The sequence below is a fragment of the Arthrobacter sp. 147(2020) genome (genome assembly GCF_013116715.1).
In the GTDB taxonomy this organism is placed as follows: domain Bacteria; phylum Actinomycetota; class Actinomycetes; order Actinomycetales; family Micrococcaceae; genus Arthrobacter_D.
In genome coordinates, this window is sequence record NZ_JABFOM010000020.1 from 25220 (window position 1) to 42523 (window position 17304).

The following is a 17304-nucleotide window of genomic DNA, read 5'->3' on the forward strand; positions in this document are numbered from 1 at the left end:
CGGGCCCCAGCAACCGATAACAGCCCTAGCCCTGGATGACGATGCCCCGGTCAATGTAGTCCAGCACCTGGTCGTCAGTGAAGCCGTACTCCTTGAGGATGTCGCTGCTGTGCTGGCCGAGGACCGGTGGGGCCAGGCGCAGCCAGTCGTCGTCGCCGGTGTTCGCGGGGCGGCCGAGGACCTGAATGTCCCCGAGTTCCCGGTGCTTTACCGTCCCGGAGAGGTGCAGTTCCTCGGACACCGGGTGGGTGAAGGCCTCGTCCATGGTCAGCACCGGGCCGCAGGGGACACCGCTGTCGTTGATGATGGAGATCCATTCGGCGGAGGTGCGATCGGCCAGCCTCTCCTCGAAGATTGCGCGCAGCTGGGCCTTGTTGGCCATCCGCACGGCGTTGGAATCGAACAGCGGACTCTCGGCGATCTCGGACAGCCCCAGGGCATCGCAGAGTTTGCGCCACATCCGCTCGTTGCCGGAGGCGATGGTGATGAAGCTGTCCTGGGTGGCGAAGGTGCCCTGCGGGAAAAGCAGGGGATGGTCGTTGCCCTCCCGGGTGGGGACGATGCCCAGACTGAGGAACTTCTGCGCCTGGTAGGTCATCATGAAGTTCATGGACTGCATCAGGGAGGTCTGGACCACCCCGCCGACGCCGGTCCGCGACCGTTCCATGAGCTTGGAGACAATCGCGAAGCCGGCCACCAGCCCGGTGGTCGAGTCGGCGATGGGCACACCAACCCGCATCGGGCCGGTCTCCTGGGTCCCGGTGACGCTCATCAGCCCGCTCATGCCCTGGGCATTCTGATCGAAGCCGGCCATCGAGGATCCCACCGCTCCGTTGCCGAAGCCGGAGATGGAACAGTAGACCAGTCCCGGGTTGACCTCGGCAAGCTGCTCGGCACCGATCCCCATGGCGGTGGTGGTTCCCGGTTTGAAGTTTTCGATCAGCACGTCGGCTGTGGAAGCGATCCGGGTCAGTGCGTCTTTGCCTTCAGCGGTGCGCAAATCCATGGCGAGCGACATTTTGTTCCGGTTCGCCGACATGAAGTACACGCTGTGGCCGTCCTGGTACGGGCCGGACTGCCGGGACGGATCGCCCAGCGGCACCGACTCCACCTTGATCACGTCAGCGCCCTGGTCTGCGAGCATCATGCTGGCGGTGGGGCCAGCAATGTAGCGGGACAGGTCGAGGACGGTGACGCCGTCGAGCGTTCCCACTAGTGCACCCGCTGGCTGAAGTCGGGCCGCCGTTTCTCGAGGAACGCGGCGACGCCCTCCTTGAGGTCGGCGCCGTCGTAGGTAGCGACGGTGAGTGCCTGCAGCTTCTCGGCGTCGGAGTCGTTGACAGTCGCAGCGATGTCAGTGACCACCTTCGCTGCCCGCATGGTGGTGGCCGACGACGCCACGATCGTCTCGACGAGCGAGGCCACCCGCGCGCTCAGCTCTGCGGCGGGCACCACCTCATCCAGCAGGCCCAGCTGCAGTGACGATGGGGAGTCGAAGAGCTCACCGCTGAACAGCACCCGCTTCAGGCCGTTGACCCCGATGTGGCGCACCAGCATCCGCGATTCGGTGAGCCCCAGGATGACCCCCAGTTTCCCGATCGGAATACCGATCTTCACCCGGTCGGAGCCAATCCGCAGGTCGCACGCGTTGGAGACTTCACAGCCGCCCCCCACTGCGAAGCCGTGGATCATGGCGATGGTGGGAACCTCGAGGTCCGCCACCGCCTGCAGGGTGCGGGACAACTGGCTGTTGTACCCGGAAGCAGTGGAGGCGTCCATCCGCTGGGAGGGGAACTCCGAAATGTCAGCTCCGGCCGCGAACGCGTCGGTGCCGGCACCCCGGAGCACCACTGCCCGCAGGGTGGCGTCCTGGCCGAGCTCGGTGAACAGCAGCTCCAGTTGCCGCCACATCGTGATGGTGAGGGCGTTCCGTGCGGCCTCGTTGGAGATCACGACCACCGCGACGCCGGCGTCCACGGTGCATTCGATGGATCCGCCGGATGACCCGGTGGGTGCTGAGTCGATCAGGTCCTGATACATAACTTCTCCTCGGTTGGCCGCACGGGAGTGCGGGGACTCGGCTGGTTAGGCGCGCTCTTTCACTGGGTTGCTCAGCGCGCCGATGGCGTCGATGCTGATGGTGACGTCGTCGCCCACCTGCATCGGGCCGACGCCGGCGGGGCTCGCGGTGAGCACCACATCACCGGGCTGCAGGGTGATGAACTTCGTGATCCAGGCGAGCAGTTCGGCGACGCCGAACACCATGTCATCGGTCCCGCAGTCCTGGACCACGGTGCCATTGACGGTGGTGGTGATCCGCAGCGCCTGCGGGTCGGTGATGCTGGTTTCGATCCACGGGCCCATCGGGCAGAACGTGTCGATGCTCTTGGCGCGCGTCCACTGCCCGTCGGCGCGGAAATCGCTCGCCGTCACATCGTTGGCGATGGTGTACCCGAGGACGTAGTCGGCGTAGTTTTCCACCGTGACATCCCGCGCGGTCTTCCCGATGACGACGGCGAGCTCACCCTCGAACTCGAGGCGGTTCAGGTCGCGGGGGTACTCGATCGCGTCGCCGGGTCCGGACAGGGTGTTCAGCCCCTTGAGGAACATCACCGGCTGGGTGGGCACTGGCATGTTCATCTCGGCGAGCTGGCTGCGGTAGTTGCCACCGGCGCAGACAATGTTCGACGGCGTACACGGGTTGAGCAGCGTGACCTCCGATCGCGCGGCGACGCGTGCACCCTGGGTGGCCTCGGTGAGGCTCCCCTCCAGGGCGTGGACGTCGTCGCCGTTGAGCACCCCGTACTGGGGAGCTCCGTCTGACTCAGCGAACCGGATTATCTGCATTGCGTTCCTTTCCATTGCTGGCAACTAGTGCCTCTTGAATAAGTTCGAGTGGGTGCCAGGCTGACCGCTCGGTGCCGTGGAAGATCTGCTCCCGGCAGGAGGTGCCTGTGGCCGCGATGACCGTCATCTCGTCTTCCGCCTCGATGGCAGGGAACAGCCTGTCGCTGCCCACCTTCATCGAGATGTCGTAGTGCTCCTTCTCGTAGCCGAAGGACCCGGCCATGCCGCAGCAGCCGGCATCCAGATCCAGCACCTGGACGCCCGGGATCTTCTTCAGCAGGGCCACGGTGGCGGCGGTCCCGACCTCGGCCTTCTGGTGGCAGTGACCCTGGTAGAGGATCTTGCGGCCGGCCAGCCACGAATCGGGGGAGAGCACCAGGCGTCCCTCATCGATGGCGACGGCGAGGAGTTCCTCCACCTGCTGGACCCGGGCAGCCACCAGTTTCACGTTGGGGTCATCCGGCAGCATGGTGGTGTGCTCGTCGCGGAGCGTGTAAAGGCAGGACGGCTCGCAACCGACGATGGGGGAGTTCAACACCGTGTTCTCGGTGAGGTCCTTGGCCATCGCCTTCGCCTTCGCCGTTGCCTCGTCGATCATGCCCTTGGACAGCGCCGACCGGCCACAGCACCCGCTGCTCGCCAGTTGCACGTCCCAGCCGGAATCCTGCAGCAGCCGGATGGCCGCCTGGCCGATGTGAGGTTCGGAGAAGGAGGTGAAGGAGTCGGCCATGAAGTTGACCGTTCCCTGGGTGACCGGGGTGGTCGATGTCGCGCCGTTCTTCCGGTACCAGCGGATCAGGTTCATGAACCTGAACGTCGGCAGGGGCCGCTGGTGGGCAATACCGACAGTACGCTCCATCACCTTGCGCAGCACCGGAATCTTGCCGGGGATGTTTGAAAGCGGCGCGAAGGTGGAGCCGATCCGGTTCAGGAACCGGATGTTGCCGAAGATCTGGGACCTGACCGGCGTGCCGTGCTCCTCGTTGTAGTGGTAGAGCGTCTCACTCTTGAGCTTGGCCATGTCCACCCCAAGCGGGCACTCGGCTTTGCAGGCCTTGCACATCAGGCACAGGTCAAGCACCTCGTGCAGCCGTTCACCCGCCAGGGCAGCTTTCGGATCCGGTTCGGAGAGGGCCTTCACCAGGGCGTTGGCCCGGCCGCGGGTGGAGTCTTCCTCTTCCCGGGTGGCGATGTAGGAAGGGCACATGGCGCCGGTGGTGCTCTTGCGGCACAGGCCAATGTTCATGCAGCGGTCCGCTGCGCCGCGCATTCCGTCGACCACCGAGAAGTCCAGCTTGGTCCGGAAGCCGACAGCCTCCGGCAGCTGGGCATCACGCAGGTTCTCGGTCATCTTGGGGGCGTCGACGATCTTGCCCGGGTTCATGATGTTGTTCGGGTCGAAGATCCGTTTCACGTGCCGCATGGCCTCGTAGAGGTCGTCGCCGAAGATTTCCCGGTTGAACTCGCTGCGGGCCAGTCCGTCGCCGTGCTCGCTGGAGTTGACCCCTCCGAACTCCTTGACCAGGTCCTTGATCTTCTCCGCAACGGAGCGCATCCGCACGATCTCGTCCGGTTTGGACAGGTCAACGAACGGGCGGATGTGCAGGCAGCCCACCGAGCAGTGCCCGTAGAAGCCGGCCTTCATCTTGTGGTCATCGAGGATCTCGGCGAACCGTGCTGTGTACGCGGCGAGCCGCTCCGGGGGGACGGCCGTGTCTTCGACGAAAGCCAGCGGGCGGTTGGAGCCGTCGCTTGCCGCCATCAACAGGCCGAGGCTGGACTTGCGGACCTTCAGCAGCGACTTCTGCTGCTCGGCGGTCACGAGCCGGAGGGTGTGATAGCCGTGGCCCTTCTCCTCCCACACCGCGATGAGGGCGTCGAGCCGTGTCATCAGAGCATCCAGGTCATCACCGGCGAAGGAGACGAACAAGAGGGCGGCGGGGTCCCCGACCAGGGTCGACCCCAGGTCGGCGTACTCGATCTTCTGGCGGGAGAGGTCGAGGATGGTCTTGTCCATCAACTCCACCTGCGCCGGTTCGCAGGACAGCGAATCCTGGGTGGCCTCAATGGCCTGCTGGGTGGTTTCGAAGTGTCCCACCGCGTAGACGGTGTGCCGGGGCTTGGGTACTAGATCCACTTCGGCGTGGGTGGCGATGGCGAGGGTGCCCTCAGATCCGACGATGAACTTCGCCAGGTCGAAGGCTGTCTCGTCGGCCAGCCGGTCCAGGCGGTACCCGGAGGCGCGGCGCCAGAACGGCGGGAAGCCGGTGGCAATCGCTTCGGCGTTGTCCTCCAGGAGCTGGGGCAGTTCCCGGTACAGCGAACCCTCCAGCGTCGGAGCTGCTGCGCGGCGGTGGATTTCCTTCTCATCGACCGGTTCGAACCGGGCGGTCGATCCGTCGGAGAGGACGACGTCGAGGGCCCGAATGTGGTCGATGGTCATCCCGTACCGCAGCGAGCCGCTGCCGGCCGAGTTGTTGCCGAGCATCCCGCCGATGGTGGCGCGGTTGCTGGTGGAGGTGTCCGGGCCGAACATCAGGCCAAACGGTGCGGCCGCCTGGTTCAGTTCATCCTGCACCACTCCCACTTCCACTCGGGCGGTCCGCGCCTCGGGGTCAATGTCGAGGATCCGGTGCATGTGCCGGGAGAAGTCGAGGATGATGCCCGCGCCGACGGTCTGCCCCGCGAGGCTCGTTGCCGCCCCGCGTGGGGTGACCTGTACCCCGTGCTCGGCGGCGATCCGGACCGTGGCGGCGACGTCATCGGCGTTCAGCGGGTACACCACCCCGAGCGGGTAGATGGTGTACATGCTGGCGTCGCGGGAGAACAGGTGACGGCTGTAGTCGTCGAAGGCGACTTCGCCCTGCACCGCCTTCTCCAGTTTCTCCGCGAACCCCGCCGGAATATCGGTCGCCTCGGGAGGCGTCTGCACAATCGTCACGGTTTTCTCCCCACGGTCATGGTTGTTTCCTCGTTGCAGTGGCCAGTCACCGGCCCGATCAGCCCTGTTCGAGGACGGTAAGGGCGGCCTGGATGCCGTCCTGTTTGATGGGCACCCCGGCCAGGTTCAGTCCCATCTGCACCCCGCCGAGCGTCCCCACCAGGGTGAGGTCCTCGAACGCACCCAGATGGCCGATCCTGAAGACCTTGCCCGCGAGCTTGCTCAAACCGGCGCCCAGCGACATGTCGAACCGGTCCAGGATGATGGCCCGGATCTCGTCGGCGTCGAAGCCATCGGGCACGACGACGGCGGTCAGCGCGCCCGAGTGCTCACGATCGTCCTGGCACAGCACTTCCAGACCCCAGGCCTCGACGGCGGCGCGGGTGGCGCGGGAGTACCGCTGGTGCCGGGCGAAAACATTCTCGAGACCCTCGTCCTCAAGCATCTGCAGGGCCACCTTGAGTCCGTAGAGGAGGTTCGTGGCTGGGGTGTAGGGCCAGAACCCGTTGGCGTTGGCCGCGAGGATGGGCTTCCAGTCCCAGTATGACTTGGGCAGGGTGGACGACTCGTAGGCTTCGAGGGCCTTGTCGCTGACGGCGTTGAAGCTCAGCCCCGGCGGCAGCATCAGGCCCTTCTGCGAGCCGGAGACGGTGACATCGACACCCCACTCGTCATGCCGGTAGTCGACGGCGCCGAGGGAGGAGATGGTGTCGACCAGCAGGAGCGCCGGGTGGTCGGTGGAGTTCATTGCGGTCCGAACGTCGCCGATGCGGCTGGTGACGCCGGTGGAGGTTTCGTTGTGCACGCAGCAGACGGCCTTGATGGTCCGCTCGGTGTCGGCGGCGAGAAGTTCGGCAACCTTGTCCGTGTCGATCCCGTGGCGCCAGTCGCCCGGAACGAATTCAACCTCGAGGCCGAGCTCGGTGGCCATCTTCTGCCACAGGGTGGCGAAGTGCCCGGTTTCGAAGCACAGGACCTTGTCGCCGGGGCTGAGCGTGTTTACCAGGGCGGCTTCCCAGGCGCCGGTTCCGGACGCGGGGTAGATGATCACGGGATTGGTGGTGCCGAAGACGGGCTTGATGGCCTCGATCAGGTGCTTGCCGAGTTCCTGGAAGGTGGGGCCGCGGTGGTCAATGGTGGGCGCCGACATTGCGTGCAGCACCTCGATCGGACAGTTGGTGGGGCCCGGGATTTGCAGGAAGTGCCGGCCGCTTACGTGTGTCCTCTTTGACTCCGCCATGATGAGTGTCCTTTTCGCCTGGTGACTCTTCAGACTGTGCGTCCGCTAACGTCACCATTTATCCGTTACGTGGAAATTAGTTACCACATGGTGAACGCTAGCACCCGCTGTCGGAACCGTCCACCTTCGTCAGGGTGGCCCGCAAAAGGGATGCCCGAAAGGGTTGACGAGACGCGCGTCACACGGCAGGATTCACCCATATGGTAATTGATTTTCGAATGGTGGAATCATTTACCACCTAGCTTCACACCCGCAGGGCGGCGGATCGACAGGTTGAGTCGAGGCGAGCTGCCCGATCTCGACATTGGAGATGAACTTGTCAATTGAACTGATTTCCATCCTGGTGCTGGCGGCATTGTTTCTTATTGCCACCGTGCGGCCAGTCCACATGGGGGCGCTCGCCTTCGTGGCAGCCTTCGTTGTCGGCACCATGGTCATCGGCGAGGACGTTGATACAGTCCTCAGCGGGTTCCCGGCCGACCTCTTCGTCATCCTCGTGGGTGTCACCTACCTGTTCGCGATCGCCAAGGCCAACGGGACCATCGACTGGGTCATCGATAAATCGGTGAAGTCAGTGGGCGGCCGGATCGCCCTGATCCCGTGGGTCATGTTCGGCGTCACGGGCGCAATTACCGCCGTGGGTGCAGTTGTTCCCGCCGCCGTCGCCATCATCGCTCCCATCGCCATCGGCTTCGGTATCCGCTACAAGATTCGCCCCATCCTGATGGGCCTGATGGTCATCAACGGTGCGACTGCTGGCGGATTCTCCCCCTTGAGCGTGTTCGGCAGCATCGTCAACGGCGTCGTCGAACGCAACGACCTGCCGGGCAGTCCCCTCGGACTCTTCCTCGCCTCACTGGTCTTCAACGTGATCCTTGGATTCGTGGTCTTCTTCCTCTTCGGCGGACGCCAGCTCATCGGTCAGCGCGATACCGGTGGCCAGGCCGATGGTGGCGCTGGCGGTTCCTCGAATCATCCCGGCGGCGGATCCAAGACCGGCCGCGCCAGCACCACTTCCGTGCAGACCATTCCCCCGGTCGTCCAGAACACGAACCCGGTCGAGTCCATCCCGCTGAACCGCAACCGGATCATGACCCTCGGCGGCATCGTCCTGCTGGCCGTGCTGGTGCTGGGCTTCGGGTTTGACGTCGGCTTCACCGCCATCACCGTCGCCGTTATCCTCTCGCTGTTCTCCCCGGAAGCGAACAAGGGTGCCGTTGCCGCAGTGGCCTGGCCCACGGTGCTGCTGCTCTGCGGCATTGTCACCTATGTCGGCTTGATGGAACGCAACGGGACCATCGACTGGCTCGGCAATGGTGTTGCCGGTATCGGCGCTCCGCTGCTGGCCGCGATCCTGATCTGCTTCATCGGTGCGATCGTCTCCGCCTTCGCTTCCACCACCGGCATCCTCGGTGCGCTGATCCCGCTGGCCGTGCCGTTCCTGCTCAACGGTGAGGTGAGCGCCATTCCGATGATCATCGCGCTCTCCATCTCCTCCTCGGTGGTTGACTCCAGCCCGTTCTCCACCAGTGGTGCGCTGATCGTGGCCAACACCCCCGAAGAGGAGCGGGACAAGGTGTTCCGCCAGCTGATGATCTGGGGCGGTTCGATGGTTGTGATCGCGCCCATCGCCACCTGGCTGATCTTCATCGTGCCAGGCTGGTAAGTCCCGGCAGAATGATGGGACACAGGGAGGGAGGCGGCCGAGCCCAGGCCGCCTCCCTCCCTGCCTTTAAGTCACCTGTCCCCACGACATACACCGTCCGCCTCCACGCCACCAGTGATGTAATGGCACTATGCGCATCGTGATTGCACCTGACAAGTTCAAGGGCTCGCTATCCGCCCCCGAGGTCGCCGAGTCCGTGGCTGCCGGGTTGCGGGCGGCAGCCGGGCCGGACACCGTTCTCACCATCGACCACGTGCCAGCCGCCGACGGCGGGGAGGGCACCCTCGACGCTGCTGTGGCCGCCGGATTCACCCTCCATCTCACCACCGTCACCGGGCCGACCGGTGAACCACTGGAGGCTCCGATTGCGGTCCGCGGCCAGCAGGCGGTCATCGAGATGGCTCTCGCCTCCGGCCTCGCCGTGTTGCCGGGGGGCACCCTCGACGCACGCGGCGCCACCAGCCGCGGGACCGGAGAGCTGATCAGATTCGCCCTCGACCGCGGCTGCACCGACATCGTGCTCGGGGTGGGCGGTAGCGCCAACACGGACGGCGGGTCTGGCGTCCTGGCCGGCCTGGGAGCCAGGCTGCTCGACGACGACGGCGTCGACCTTCCGCACGGCGGTGCGGCTCTCGCCGGGCTTGCCCGGATCGATTTGGCCGGTCTTGATCCCCGGCTGGAGGCCGCCTCCATCACCCTGGCATCCGACGTCGACAACCCGCTGCTGGGCCCCACGGGGGCAGCAGCGGTGTTCGGGCCGCAGAAGGGCGCGGCCCCGGCGGATGTCGAGGAACTCGACGCGGCGCTGACCCGGTTCGTCAGTGTCCTCGCGGCCGCGGCGGGACCGGGGGTAACGGACATGGTGACGGCACCCGGCGCTGGTGCGGCCGGCGGGGTCGGCTACGCTGCGCTCGCCGTCCTGAACGCGCGGCGCCGGCCAGGAATCGACGTCGTCCTGGAACTTACCGGGTTGGCCGCAAAGCTGCGCGACGCGGACCTGGTGATTACCGGCGAGGGCAGCCTCGATGAACAGAGCCTGGGCGGCAAGACGCCGATGGGAGTGGCGAATGCCGCTGCGGCGGCCAATGTCCGTGCCGTGGCCGTCTGCGGACGCACTGTCCTGAGCCCCGAGCAGCTCACGACGGCGGGATTCGAGCGCACGTTCGCCCTGACCGACCTGGAGCCCGACGTCGAGCGGTGCATTGCCAACGCAGCGACCCTGCTGGAACAGGTGGGCAGGGACATCGCCGACCATGTGGGGATCACAGCCCGCTCCCGGTAAGGGGTCATCACTGCAATTGCTAATGAGAAGCATTTGCATTTAGAGTGTGGGAATGCTGAATATGAAACCCACCTTTGCCCTCTCCGCGGCGGTCGCCGCTGCCCTCCTGCTCTCAGCCTGCTCCACCGCCGACCCTGCCGGTTCCGGGGACCTCCCCGCCACCGCCGCAGCGTCGGCCGCCGATGACGCGACTGACACCGATGGGGCAGACCGGACGGAAGTTGCTGCGCTAAGCCCCCGCGCGGTCCTCACCTATGACGGTGGAGTGATGACTGTCGACACCGCATCAGGCGAGGTGCTCGCCACCACGGAAATGGAGGGCTTCCTCCGGCTGAACAACGCTGGCGACGGCAGGCATGTCATGGTCAGCTCGACCGACGGCTTTAGCCTCTTCGACACCGGGCTGATCGTCGAAGGACACGGAGACCACAACCACTACTTCGTCAGCGACCCGGTACTCACCGACGAAACCGTGGATGCCCCGGAGCCGGGCCATGTGGTGGTCCACCACGGGAAAACAGCCTTGTTCTCGGACGGGACGGGAGCCATCACCGTCATGGATTCCGAAGCGCTCAGCGATAGTGAAATCAAGGATGACGAGGTCCAGGAATACTCGACCGACACCGCGCACCATGGTGTCGCGGTGCCCCTCAGCGGCGGGGACCTGCTGTTGACGCAGGGCACCGCCGACGCCCGCAATACCGTGCAGGTGCTTGCCCCGGAGGGTGAGGTCATCGCTGAAACCTCCGACTGCCCGGGCGTGCATGGTGAGACTGCGGCCCAGCCGACGGCCGACGGCGACGTCGTGGTGCTCGGTTGCGAGAACGGTCCGGTCGTGTACCGGGATGGTAGGTTCCACAAGGTCGCCGTCGAGGAGGACTACCAGCGCTCGGGCAACCTGTTTGGCCACCACGCGTCGTCCATAGTGCTCGCCGACTACAAGACCGACCCCGATGCCAGCCTGGAACGCCCCACGCGCATCGGACTGATCGACACCCTCGCTGACTCCGTCACCACCGTCGACCTGGGCTCCGCGTACTGGTTCCGTTCCCTCGCTCGCGGTGCGGATGGCGAAGCCCTGGTCCTGACCTACGACGGACAGCTTAACGTCCTCGACGAGGAAACCGGTGAGGTCCTCCACCAGATCGACGTCGTCGAGCCGTGGGAGGAGCCAACCGAGTGGCAACTCCCAGCCCCCCTCGTCAAGGTGGGTGCTGACGGCCTCGCCTACGTGACCGACGCCGCCACCGCGCAACTCCACGTTGTGGACATTGCCGCGGGGACCGTCCGGGACAGCTTCGACCTGCCCGAAACACCGACCGAACTCGCGATCGTCACCGGCGACCCGGAATCCCCAGGCGCCGACGACCACGACCACGACGGTGATGACCATTAGGCGCGCAGGCCGGGGGATCTGAAGGATCGGGGGCCTAATTGTTCGTAGTGTTTACGTCGCCTACGGTGCTGCGGTGGAATATGGCTCCGACGGTTCAGTAGTGTTCTGGTATGGCTTCCTTAAGAAACAGCCGCGCTGCTGCGCTCCCTGCCAAGCTTTCCCGCTCCTGGCTGCTTGCATCAGCGGCGTCCGAGTCCAACTTCGCGCCCGCCCTTACCTCGGAGGCAGATTCGGTGGTCTTCGATATGGAGGACGCCGTCCCTGCGGACGACAAGGAGGCGGCGCGCGAGCGGGTGGTCGAGGCGCTCTCCACCGGTATGACCGCGTGGGTCCGCGTCAACGGCATTGAAACCGACTTCTGGGCCGACGACCTCGCGGCGCTGTCCAAGGCGCCCGGGCTCCGCGGGGTGATGCTGGCGATGACTGAGAAGCCCGAACAGGTCACCCACACCGCCATGCGGCTGCAGGCTGGCACCCCGGTGCTCGCGCTGATTGAGTCAGCGCTGGGCATCGAGAACGCCACGGCTATTGCCAGCGCTCCGGGCACCTTCCGGCTGGCATTCGGCGTCGGCGATTTCCGTCGGGATACCGGTGCCTCCGACGAGCCGATGGCGCTCGCCTACGCCCGGGCGAAACTGGTGGTGGCATCACGGGTGGGTCAACTGCCGGGTCCGATCGACGGCCCCACCGTCGGAGCCCTGGGCGATACCCTGCTTGAGGCCTGCAAGGTCACGGCGTCCATGGGAATGACCGGGAAGCTGTGCCTTCTGCCGGATGCCACCGACACGATCAACAAGGGCCTGTCACCGAGTGACTCGGAGATCATGTGGGCCCACGAGCTGCTGAGCGCGCACGCTGCCGGCGCGGTGGTGGGAGACGGATCCTACCTGCCGCGGTTGGCCCGGGCGCAGAAAATCTCGTCCCTGGCCGACTCGTACGGATTGTGGAACGCCTAGCCCGGACGGGGTAACCGTCCGGACCAGGCGTTCGGGTGATCAGGCTGGGGCAGCGGCGTTGAACGCGTTGATCAGCGCCTCTGACACCTCTTCAGTGCTGGCCGATCCGCCAAGATCCGGGGTGCGCACCTCGGTCTCTTCGAGGACGTGTCCCATGGCCGCCATGATGGCCTCGCCCGCATCCTGGTGGCCCAGGTGGTCGAGCATCATTGATGCGGCCCAGACCTGACCGAGGGGATTCGCCTTGCCCTGTCCGGCGATGTCCGGCGCGGAGCCGTGCACCGGCTCGAACATGGAGGGGAACTCCTTCTCCGGGTTCAGGTTCGCGGACGGGGCGATGCCGATGCTTCCGATGATGGCCGCGCCCAGGTCCGTCAGGATGTCACCGAACAGGTTCGAGGCGACGACGACGTCGAACCGTGCGGGGTCCAGCACAAACAGGGCTGCCAGCGCATCGATGTGATACTCGGAGATCTCCAGGTTGGGATGCTCGGCGCCGAGTTCCCGGAAGATCTCGTCCCAGAACGGCATGGTGTGGATGATCCCGTTGGACTTCGTGGCCGACGCAAGTTTTCCCTCGCGCTGTTCCGCCAGGCCAATGGCGTAACGCATGGCGCGCTCCACTCCGAACCGGGAGAAAACAGACTCCTGAATGGCGATTTCCTGCGGGCTTCCGCGGTACAGGCGTCCACCGCTCTCGGAGTACTCTCCCTCGTTGTTCTCCCGTACCACCAGGAAGTCGATGCCCCCGGCGGGCACCTTGCGCAGCGGGCTCTCGATCCCGGGAAGCAGCTTGATCGGGCGCAGGTTGATGTACTGCTGGAAGGCGCGGCGGATGGGGATCAGCAGCCCCCACAGGGACACGTGGTCGGGCACCCCGGGGTAGCCGACGGCGCCGAGCAGGATCTGATCGCACTCGGCCAGCTGGGCCAGTCCGGTCTCTGGCATCATGGCGCCCGTGCGCGCATAGTATTCGCAGCCCCACTCGAGTTCCTCCCACTCGAAGGAGAATCCGTACCGCGCTCCGGCAACTTCCAGCAGCCGCTGGGCGGGGGGCATTACTTCGGTGCCAATGCCATCACCAGCGATGACTGCGATGTGATATATCGGGAGAGTCATGAGTGTGTGTCCTTCATTTCAGGAGAATGATCCGGCAAGAGGTCAATAAAACGATCCTGTCATAAAGAACGACGGCGGCCCCCACCAGGTGTTGGTGGAGGCCGCCGTCGCGCAGGGGAAGTGCCGGCTACTGGTGCCGGTATTTGTTGACCATGGGGCAGTCGAAGGGGTCCCGTGCGGCCAGGCCTACCCGGTTGAGGTAGGACACCACGGCTCCGTAGGAGGCGGCGACGCCGACCTCGGTGTAGGGCACTTTGAGGCGTTCGCAGTGTTCGCGGACGATCAGGGCCGCCTTCCGCAGGTGTGGGCGGGGCATGTCCGGGAACAGGTGGTGCTCGATCTGGAAGTTCAGGCCTCCGAAGGCGTTGTTCACGAAGTTCCCGCCACGGATGTTCCGTGAGGTGAGGACCTGTTTCTGGAAGAAGTCGAGCTTGCTGTTCTTCGGGATGATCGGCATGCCCTTGTGGTTGGGGGCGAATGAGGCGCCCATGTAGATGCCGAAGACGGCCATCTGGACGCCGATGAAGGCGAAGGCCATGCCGACGGGGAGGAACCAGAAGAGGATGCCGAGATAGGCGCCGAAGCGCATGGCCAGCAGGGCAAGTTCGATCCAGCGGCCCTGAACCGCGCCGGGACGGAAGAGGGTTGCGATGGACTTGGCGTGCAGGTTGATGCCCTCGAAGGTGAGCAGGGGGAAGAACAGGTATCCCTGGCGCCGGGTGATCCAGGCGTGGAGTCCCTTGGCCTTCGCGGCGTCTTCCTCGATGAAAGAGATGGTGTCGATCTCGATGTCGGGGTCTTTGCCTACCACGTTGGGGTCGTTGTGGTGGCGGGTGTGTTTGTTCATCCACCACTGGTAGCTGATGCCGACGACACCGGCAGCGAGGATGCGCCCCGACCAGTCATTCGCGCCGCGGGTCTTGAAGATCTGCCGGTGGGAGGCCTCGTGGGCCAGGAAGGCGATCTGCGTGAAGACGATGCCCAGCACACCGGCGATCAGCAGCTGGAACCAGGTGTCACCGAGGAGGGCGAATCCGGTCCAGGCTGCACCCATCGTCAGGGCGAGTGCGGCGAAGACCGCCACGTAGAAACGGCGTCGCCGGTTCAACAAACCTTCCTTACGGACCTGCTTGAGGAGGGTGGAGTAGGAGGCGACGATGTCGTTGGGCTTGGAAACCCGCACGCTGCGACCGGAGGTTGCGGTAGTCAATAAGTGTCCCTGCGTAGGATGCTGCTTCACAGCAGACGGAGGGATTGCTAAACCCGCGGTTACCGTAAGTTTACGCGGGCTAGCTGGATGCCGCCTGCAAGTATGCGCCCAACGGCATGGGTGGCAGTACGGCGGCATCCGGTGCCGTGCGCGGTTTCATCTGGGCCGCTTCACCTGTGCCGATTCAACTCTTCCGGTTGATCACCGCAAACGCCACGGCCCCGACGAGGATCTCCGTGATGAGGAGCAGCGCGAGGACCATCTCCACCGCCGCCCCCAGTCCAATGGCAATCGCCGCGACGGCGGTGAGTGGGAAAGAGAGCAGACCCAGGACCGCGAGCGAGCGCGTCAGCACCGCGTCGTCCCGCTCGTCGCCCGTCTGGGTCCAGGCGCGTTCGAAGCTGGTAGTGGAGTCGGGTCTTCTGGTGATGCGCCAGAGCCCGACCAGGGCCGCCGCCAGGCCCACGGCGCCGCCCGTCAGCAACCCGGTGCCCATGTTCCCGGGACCATATTCCTGCAGGAGTAGTCCGGTCGCTATCAGTGCGGTCAGACCAACCAGCACCAGGCCGAGGGTGAGGGCCTTCTGCTTTGAGGTGTACGTATCAGTCCACATGGAAAATCTCCTCAACAGTGCTGTGAAAATGGCGGGCGATGGCAATAGCCAAGGGTAGGGACGGGTCGTAGCGGCCGGTCTCGATGGAATTGATCGTCTGCCGCGACACGTTCAGGACCTCGCCCAGCTCACGTTGGGAGATATTCGCTGCGCGCCGCAGTGCGCTGAGATCGTTTCTCATTGAAACCCGAAATGGTCAAGGACGCTTGTCATGTAGACAAGTGTGCTTGACTAGTCACGACGTGTCAAGGGTGCTTTACTTCGGGCGGAACGTCAGTGTCGCGGCTGACCCAATGCGTGGCTTGCCTGGTCCGCGGCATCCTTGACGATGGGGCCGAGGCGCCCGACGTCGTCGGCGCCGACCCGCTGGGTGGGAAATCCCAGGCCGAGTACCGCTGCCAGCTCGCCGGTGTGGCGGAAGACCGGCGCGGCGATGGAGCCGACATCACCGTGTCGCTCGCCGAAGGCGGCGAAGTATCCCTGATCGCGGGCCTCGGCCACCTGCCGGTCGAGCATCGCCAGGCTGTCGGGAGTGCTGGGCGTGAACCTGGTGAGCTGGGATTCCGTCAGGGCCTCACGTGCCCGCGGGTCGTACGCGAGGAAAATCTTGCCGGGGGCCCCGGCGTGGATCGGCATCACCATCCCGACGGCGAAGGGCCGGATCACCACATGCCGGGTCTCGGCCACGGCCACGATGGTGCGGAAGGCGCCGTCGCGCACGTAGAGGCAGGCTGTCTCCCCGGTCTCGTCCCGGAGGTTTTGGAGAATCGGTTTGACCAGCTGAACCAGATCCATTCCGGACGTACCGGTGCTGGCCCAGCGAACCATTCGGATGCCGATGCGGTAGCGATCGCCGTCCCGGTCCAGGTAGCCCTCCCGGACCATGTTCTGCACCAGCCGCTGGCAGGTACTGGACGGAAGGCCGGTGGCGCGGGCGAGCTGCTGCAGCGTGGGCTCGGGGTTGTCAGGGGTGAAGCACTCGAGAATCTGACTCACCTTGCGCAGCACCAGGATGGGGGCCGCGCCGCTTGCCTGTTCGGCTGTCACTTACGCCGTCCTCACGTCATCAGTCTCCGAGCTTTTCGGGTCCGTGCAATCTTAGTGGGGTCCGGTGGCTTCGGGCATTTCTCTTGACATTCGCAGAGACAACCCACAATATGGGTTACGAACTCACTATATGAGTTAGATCACCCACAACGATGTGAAGGACAACCATGTCTTCCCCAGCCGAATATTGCGAAACCTCCCCGTCCGCTGCCTCCGAGGGCTCCTCCAGGATCGGGCTGATCGTCCCCAGCTCGAACACCACCATGGAAACCGAGCTGCCGGAACTCTTCCGTCGACAGTCCGAAGCAACCGGTCACCGGTACACGTTCCATTCAGCACGGGCCGGAATGAAGAAGGTCAACCGTGAGGAACTCGCGGCCATGGTAGGGAAGGCGGCCGACTGCGCCGAAGCGGTGTCCGACGCCGACGTCGACGTCATCGCGTACGCCTGCCTGGTCGCCGTGATGGCGCAGGGCCCCAACGCCCACGTGGAATCCGAAGCCACGATCGCCGGTGCCGCCGAGAAGAACGGCCACCCCGCCGAGGTCACCAGCAGCGCTGGTGCCCTCGTGCGGACCCTGCAGGAGATGGGCGCGAAGCGGATCGCCATGGTGACCCCCTACGTCCCCGCGCTGACCCAGCTGGTTGCCGAGTACATCGAGGGCGCTGGCATCGAGGTGGTGGACTCCGTGAGTCTCTCGGTGGACAACAACCTCGAGGTCGGCCGGCTCGACCCCCAGCAGCTTCCGGGGATCGCCGAGAAGCTCAACCGCGACGGGGTGGACGCCGTGATCCTGTCGGCCTGCGTCCAGATGCCATCCCTCGCAGCAGTCCAGACGGCCGAAGACCAGCTAGGGGTCCCCGTGATCACCGCTGCCGTCGCCACCACCTACGAGATCCTCAAGGCGCTGGGCCACACCCCTGCCATCACCGGGGCCGGGCGTCTCCTCGCTGGCGACCTCGTGTCGATCCAGAAGTAGGACCGGT

General features: G+C 65.2%; 15 protein-coding genes. 5 read left to right on the forward strand and 10 right to left on the reverse strand.

Annotation, left to right across the window (positions count from 1 at the left end; genetic code table 11):
* Positions 1-25: 25 nt before the first annotated feature.
* The 5 genes from HMI58_RS12770 to HMI58_RS12790 are packed head-to-tail and all read right to left on the reverse strand — an operon-like array spanning position 26 to position 7028.
* Positions 26-1213: a CoA transferase gene (locus tag HMI58_RS12770; RefSeq protein ID WP_171620281.1), complete on the reverse strand. Its 1188-nt coding sequence runs from the start codon at positions 1211-1213 to the stop codon at positions 26-28.
* Positions 1213-2040 carry an enoyl-CoA hydratase-related protein gene (locus tag HMI58_RS12775; protein WP_171620283.1) on the reverse strand — a complete coding sequence of 276 codons (828 nt, stop codon included), beginning with the start codon at positions 2038-2040 and terminating at the stop codon, positions 1213-1215. Before HMI58_RS12775 ends, HMI58_RS12770 begins: the two co-directional genes overlap by 1 nt.
* A 45-nt stretch (positions 2041-2085) precedes the next feature.
* Positions 2086-2847, reverse strand: coding sequence for a fumarylacetoacetate hydrolase family protein (locus HMI58_RS12780; RefSeq protein WP_171584355.1), 762 nt, complete (start codon positions 2845-2847; stop codon positions 2086-2088).
* The gene (locus tag HMI58_RS12785; protein WP_205208160.1) at positions 2825-5788 is read right to left on the reverse strand and encodes an FAD-binding and (Fe-S)-binding domain-containing protein; all 2964 of its coding nucleotides are present in this window, start codon (positions 5786-5788) and stop codon (positions 2825-2827) included. The genes HMI58_RS12780 and HMI58_RS12785 overlap by 23 nt, the downstream gene beginning before the upstream one ends.
* A 58-nt stretch (positions 5789-5846) precedes the next feature.
* Positions 5847-7028: an aminotransferase class V-fold PLP-dependent enzyme gene (locus HMI58_RS12790; RefSeq protein WP_171584356.1), complete on the reverse strand. Its 1182-nt coding sequence runs from the start codon at positions 7026-7028 to the stop codon at positions 5847-5849.
* Between the two features lie 310 nt (positions 7029-7338).
* Between HMI58_RS12790 and HMI58_RS12795 the strand changes: the two genes are divergently transcribed.
* The 4 genes from HMI58_RS12795 to HMI58_RS12810 all read left to right on the forward strand — a co-directional run bounded on the left by HMI58_RS12795 (position 7339) and on the right by HMI58_RS12810 (position 12328).
* Entirely contained in the window at positions 7339-8694 is a 1356-nt protein-coding gene (locus HMI58_RS12795) for an SLC13 family permease (protein WP_318779220.1), read from the forward strand.
* A 130-nt stretch (positions 8695-8824) separates the two neighbouring features.
* On the forward strand, positions 8825-9976 hold the full coding sequence (locus HMI58_RS12800; protein ID WP_171620285.1) for a glycerate kinase: 1152 nt from the start codon (positions 8825-8827) through the stop codon (positions 9974-9976).
* Positions 9977-10028: 52 nt separating this feature from the next.
* Complete coding sequence (locus tag HMI58_RS12805; protein ID WP_171620287.1) at positions 10029-11372, forward strand: PQQ-like beta-propeller repeat protein; 1344 nt, start codon at positions 10029-10031, stop codon at positions 11370-11372.
* Between the two features lie 110 nt (positions 11373-11482).
* Positions 11483-12328, forward strand: coding sequence for a CoA ester lyase (locus HMI58_RS12810; RefSeq protein WP_171584359.1), 846 nt, complete (start codon positions 11483-11485; stop codon positions 12326-12328).
* Positions 12329-12367: 39 nt separating this feature from the next.
* Here HMI58_RS12810 and HMI58_RS12815 read toward each other — a convergent pair whose 3' ends face one another.
* The 5 genes from HMI58_RS12815 to HMI58_RS12835 form a co-directional block, all read right to left on the reverse strand.
* Positions 12368-13447, reverse strand: coding sequence for a tartrate dehydrogenase (locus HMI58_RS12815; protein ID WP_171620289.1), 1080 nt, complete (start codon positions 13445-13447; stop codon positions 12368-12370).
* Between the two features lie 127 nt (positions 13448-13574).
* Entirely contained in the window at positions 13575-14657 is a 1083-nt protein-coding gene (locus HMI58_RS12820) for an acyl-CoA desaturase (RefSeq protein ID WP_205208161.1), read from the reverse strand.
* Positions 14658-14841: 184 nt separating this feature from the next.
* Complete coding sequence (locus HMI58_RS12825) at positions 14842-15270, reverse strand: hypothetical protein (protein ID WP_171620291.1); 429 nt, start codon at positions 15268-15270, stop codon at positions 14842-14844.
* On the reverse strand, positions 15260-15451 hold the full coding sequence (locus HMI58_RS12830; RefSeq protein ID WP_171620293.1) for a helix-turn-helix transcriptional regulator: 192 nt from the start codon (positions 15449-15451) through the stop codon (positions 15260-15262). Before HMI58_RS12830 ends, HMI58_RS12825 begins: the two co-directional genes overlap by 11 nt.
* Positions 15452-15543: 92 nt before the next feature.
* A complete protein-coding gene (locus HMI58_RS12835) occupies positions 15544-16317 on the reverse strand; it encodes an IclR family transcriptional regulator (RefSeq protein WP_171620295.1) in 774 nt (257 codons plus the stop codon).
* Positions 16318-16484: 167 nt separating this feature from the next.
* Between HMI58_RS12835 and HMI58_RS12840 the strand changes: the two genes are divergently transcribed.
* Positions 16485-17297: an aspartate/glutamate racemase family protein gene (locus HMI58_RS12840; protein ID WP_171584364.1), complete on the forward strand. Its 813-nt coding sequence runs from the start codon at positions 16485-16487 to the stop codon at positions 17295-17297.
* Positions 17298-17304: the final 7 nt, after the last annotated feature.

Coding starts and splice junctions, on each gene's coding strand:
- HMI58_RS12780 (WP_171584355.1), bottom strand. CDS start 2,847: ATGCAGATAATCCGGTTCGCTGAGTCAGACGGAGCTCCCCAGTACGGG.
- HMI58_RS12795 (WP_318779220.1), top strand. CDS start 7,339: ATGAACTTGTCAATTGAACTGATTTCCATCCTGGTGCTGGCGGCATTG.
- HMI58_RS12775 (WP_171620283.1), bottom strand. CDS start 2,040: ATGTATCAGGACCTGATCGACTCAGCACCCACCGGGTCATCCGGCGGA.
- HMI58_RS12840 (WP_171584364.1), top strand. CDS start 16,485: ATGTCTTCCCCAGCCGAATATTGCGAAACCTCCCCGTCCGCTGCCTCC.
- HMI58_RS12790 (WP_171584356.1), bottom strand. CDS start 7,028: ATGGCGGAGTCAAAGAGGACACACGTAAGCGGCCGGCACTTCCTGCAA.
- HMI58_RS12810 (WP_171584359.1), top strand. CDS start 11,483: ATGGCTTCCTTAAGAAACAGCCGCGCTGCTGCGCTCCCTGCCAAGCTT.
- HMI58_RS12815 (WP_171620289.1), bottom strand. CDS start 13,447: ATGACTCTCCCGATATATCACATCGCAGTCATCGCTGGTGATGGCATT.
- HMI58_RS12800 (WP_171620285.1), top strand. CDS start 8,825: ATGCGCATCGTGATTGCACCTGACAAGTTCAAGGGCTCGCTATCCGCC.
- HMI58_RS12805 (WP_171620287.1), top strand. CDS start 10,029: ATGCTGAATATGAAACCCACCTTTGCCCTCTCCGCGGCGGTCGCCGCT.
- HMI58_RS12830 (WP_171620293.1), bottom strand. CDS start 15,451: ATGAGAAACGATCTCAGCGCACTGCGGCGCGCAGCGAATATCTCCCAA.
- HMI58_RS12825 (WP_171620291.1), bottom strand. CDS start 15,270: ATGTGGACTGATACGTACACCTCAAAGCAGAAGGCCCTCACCCTCGGC.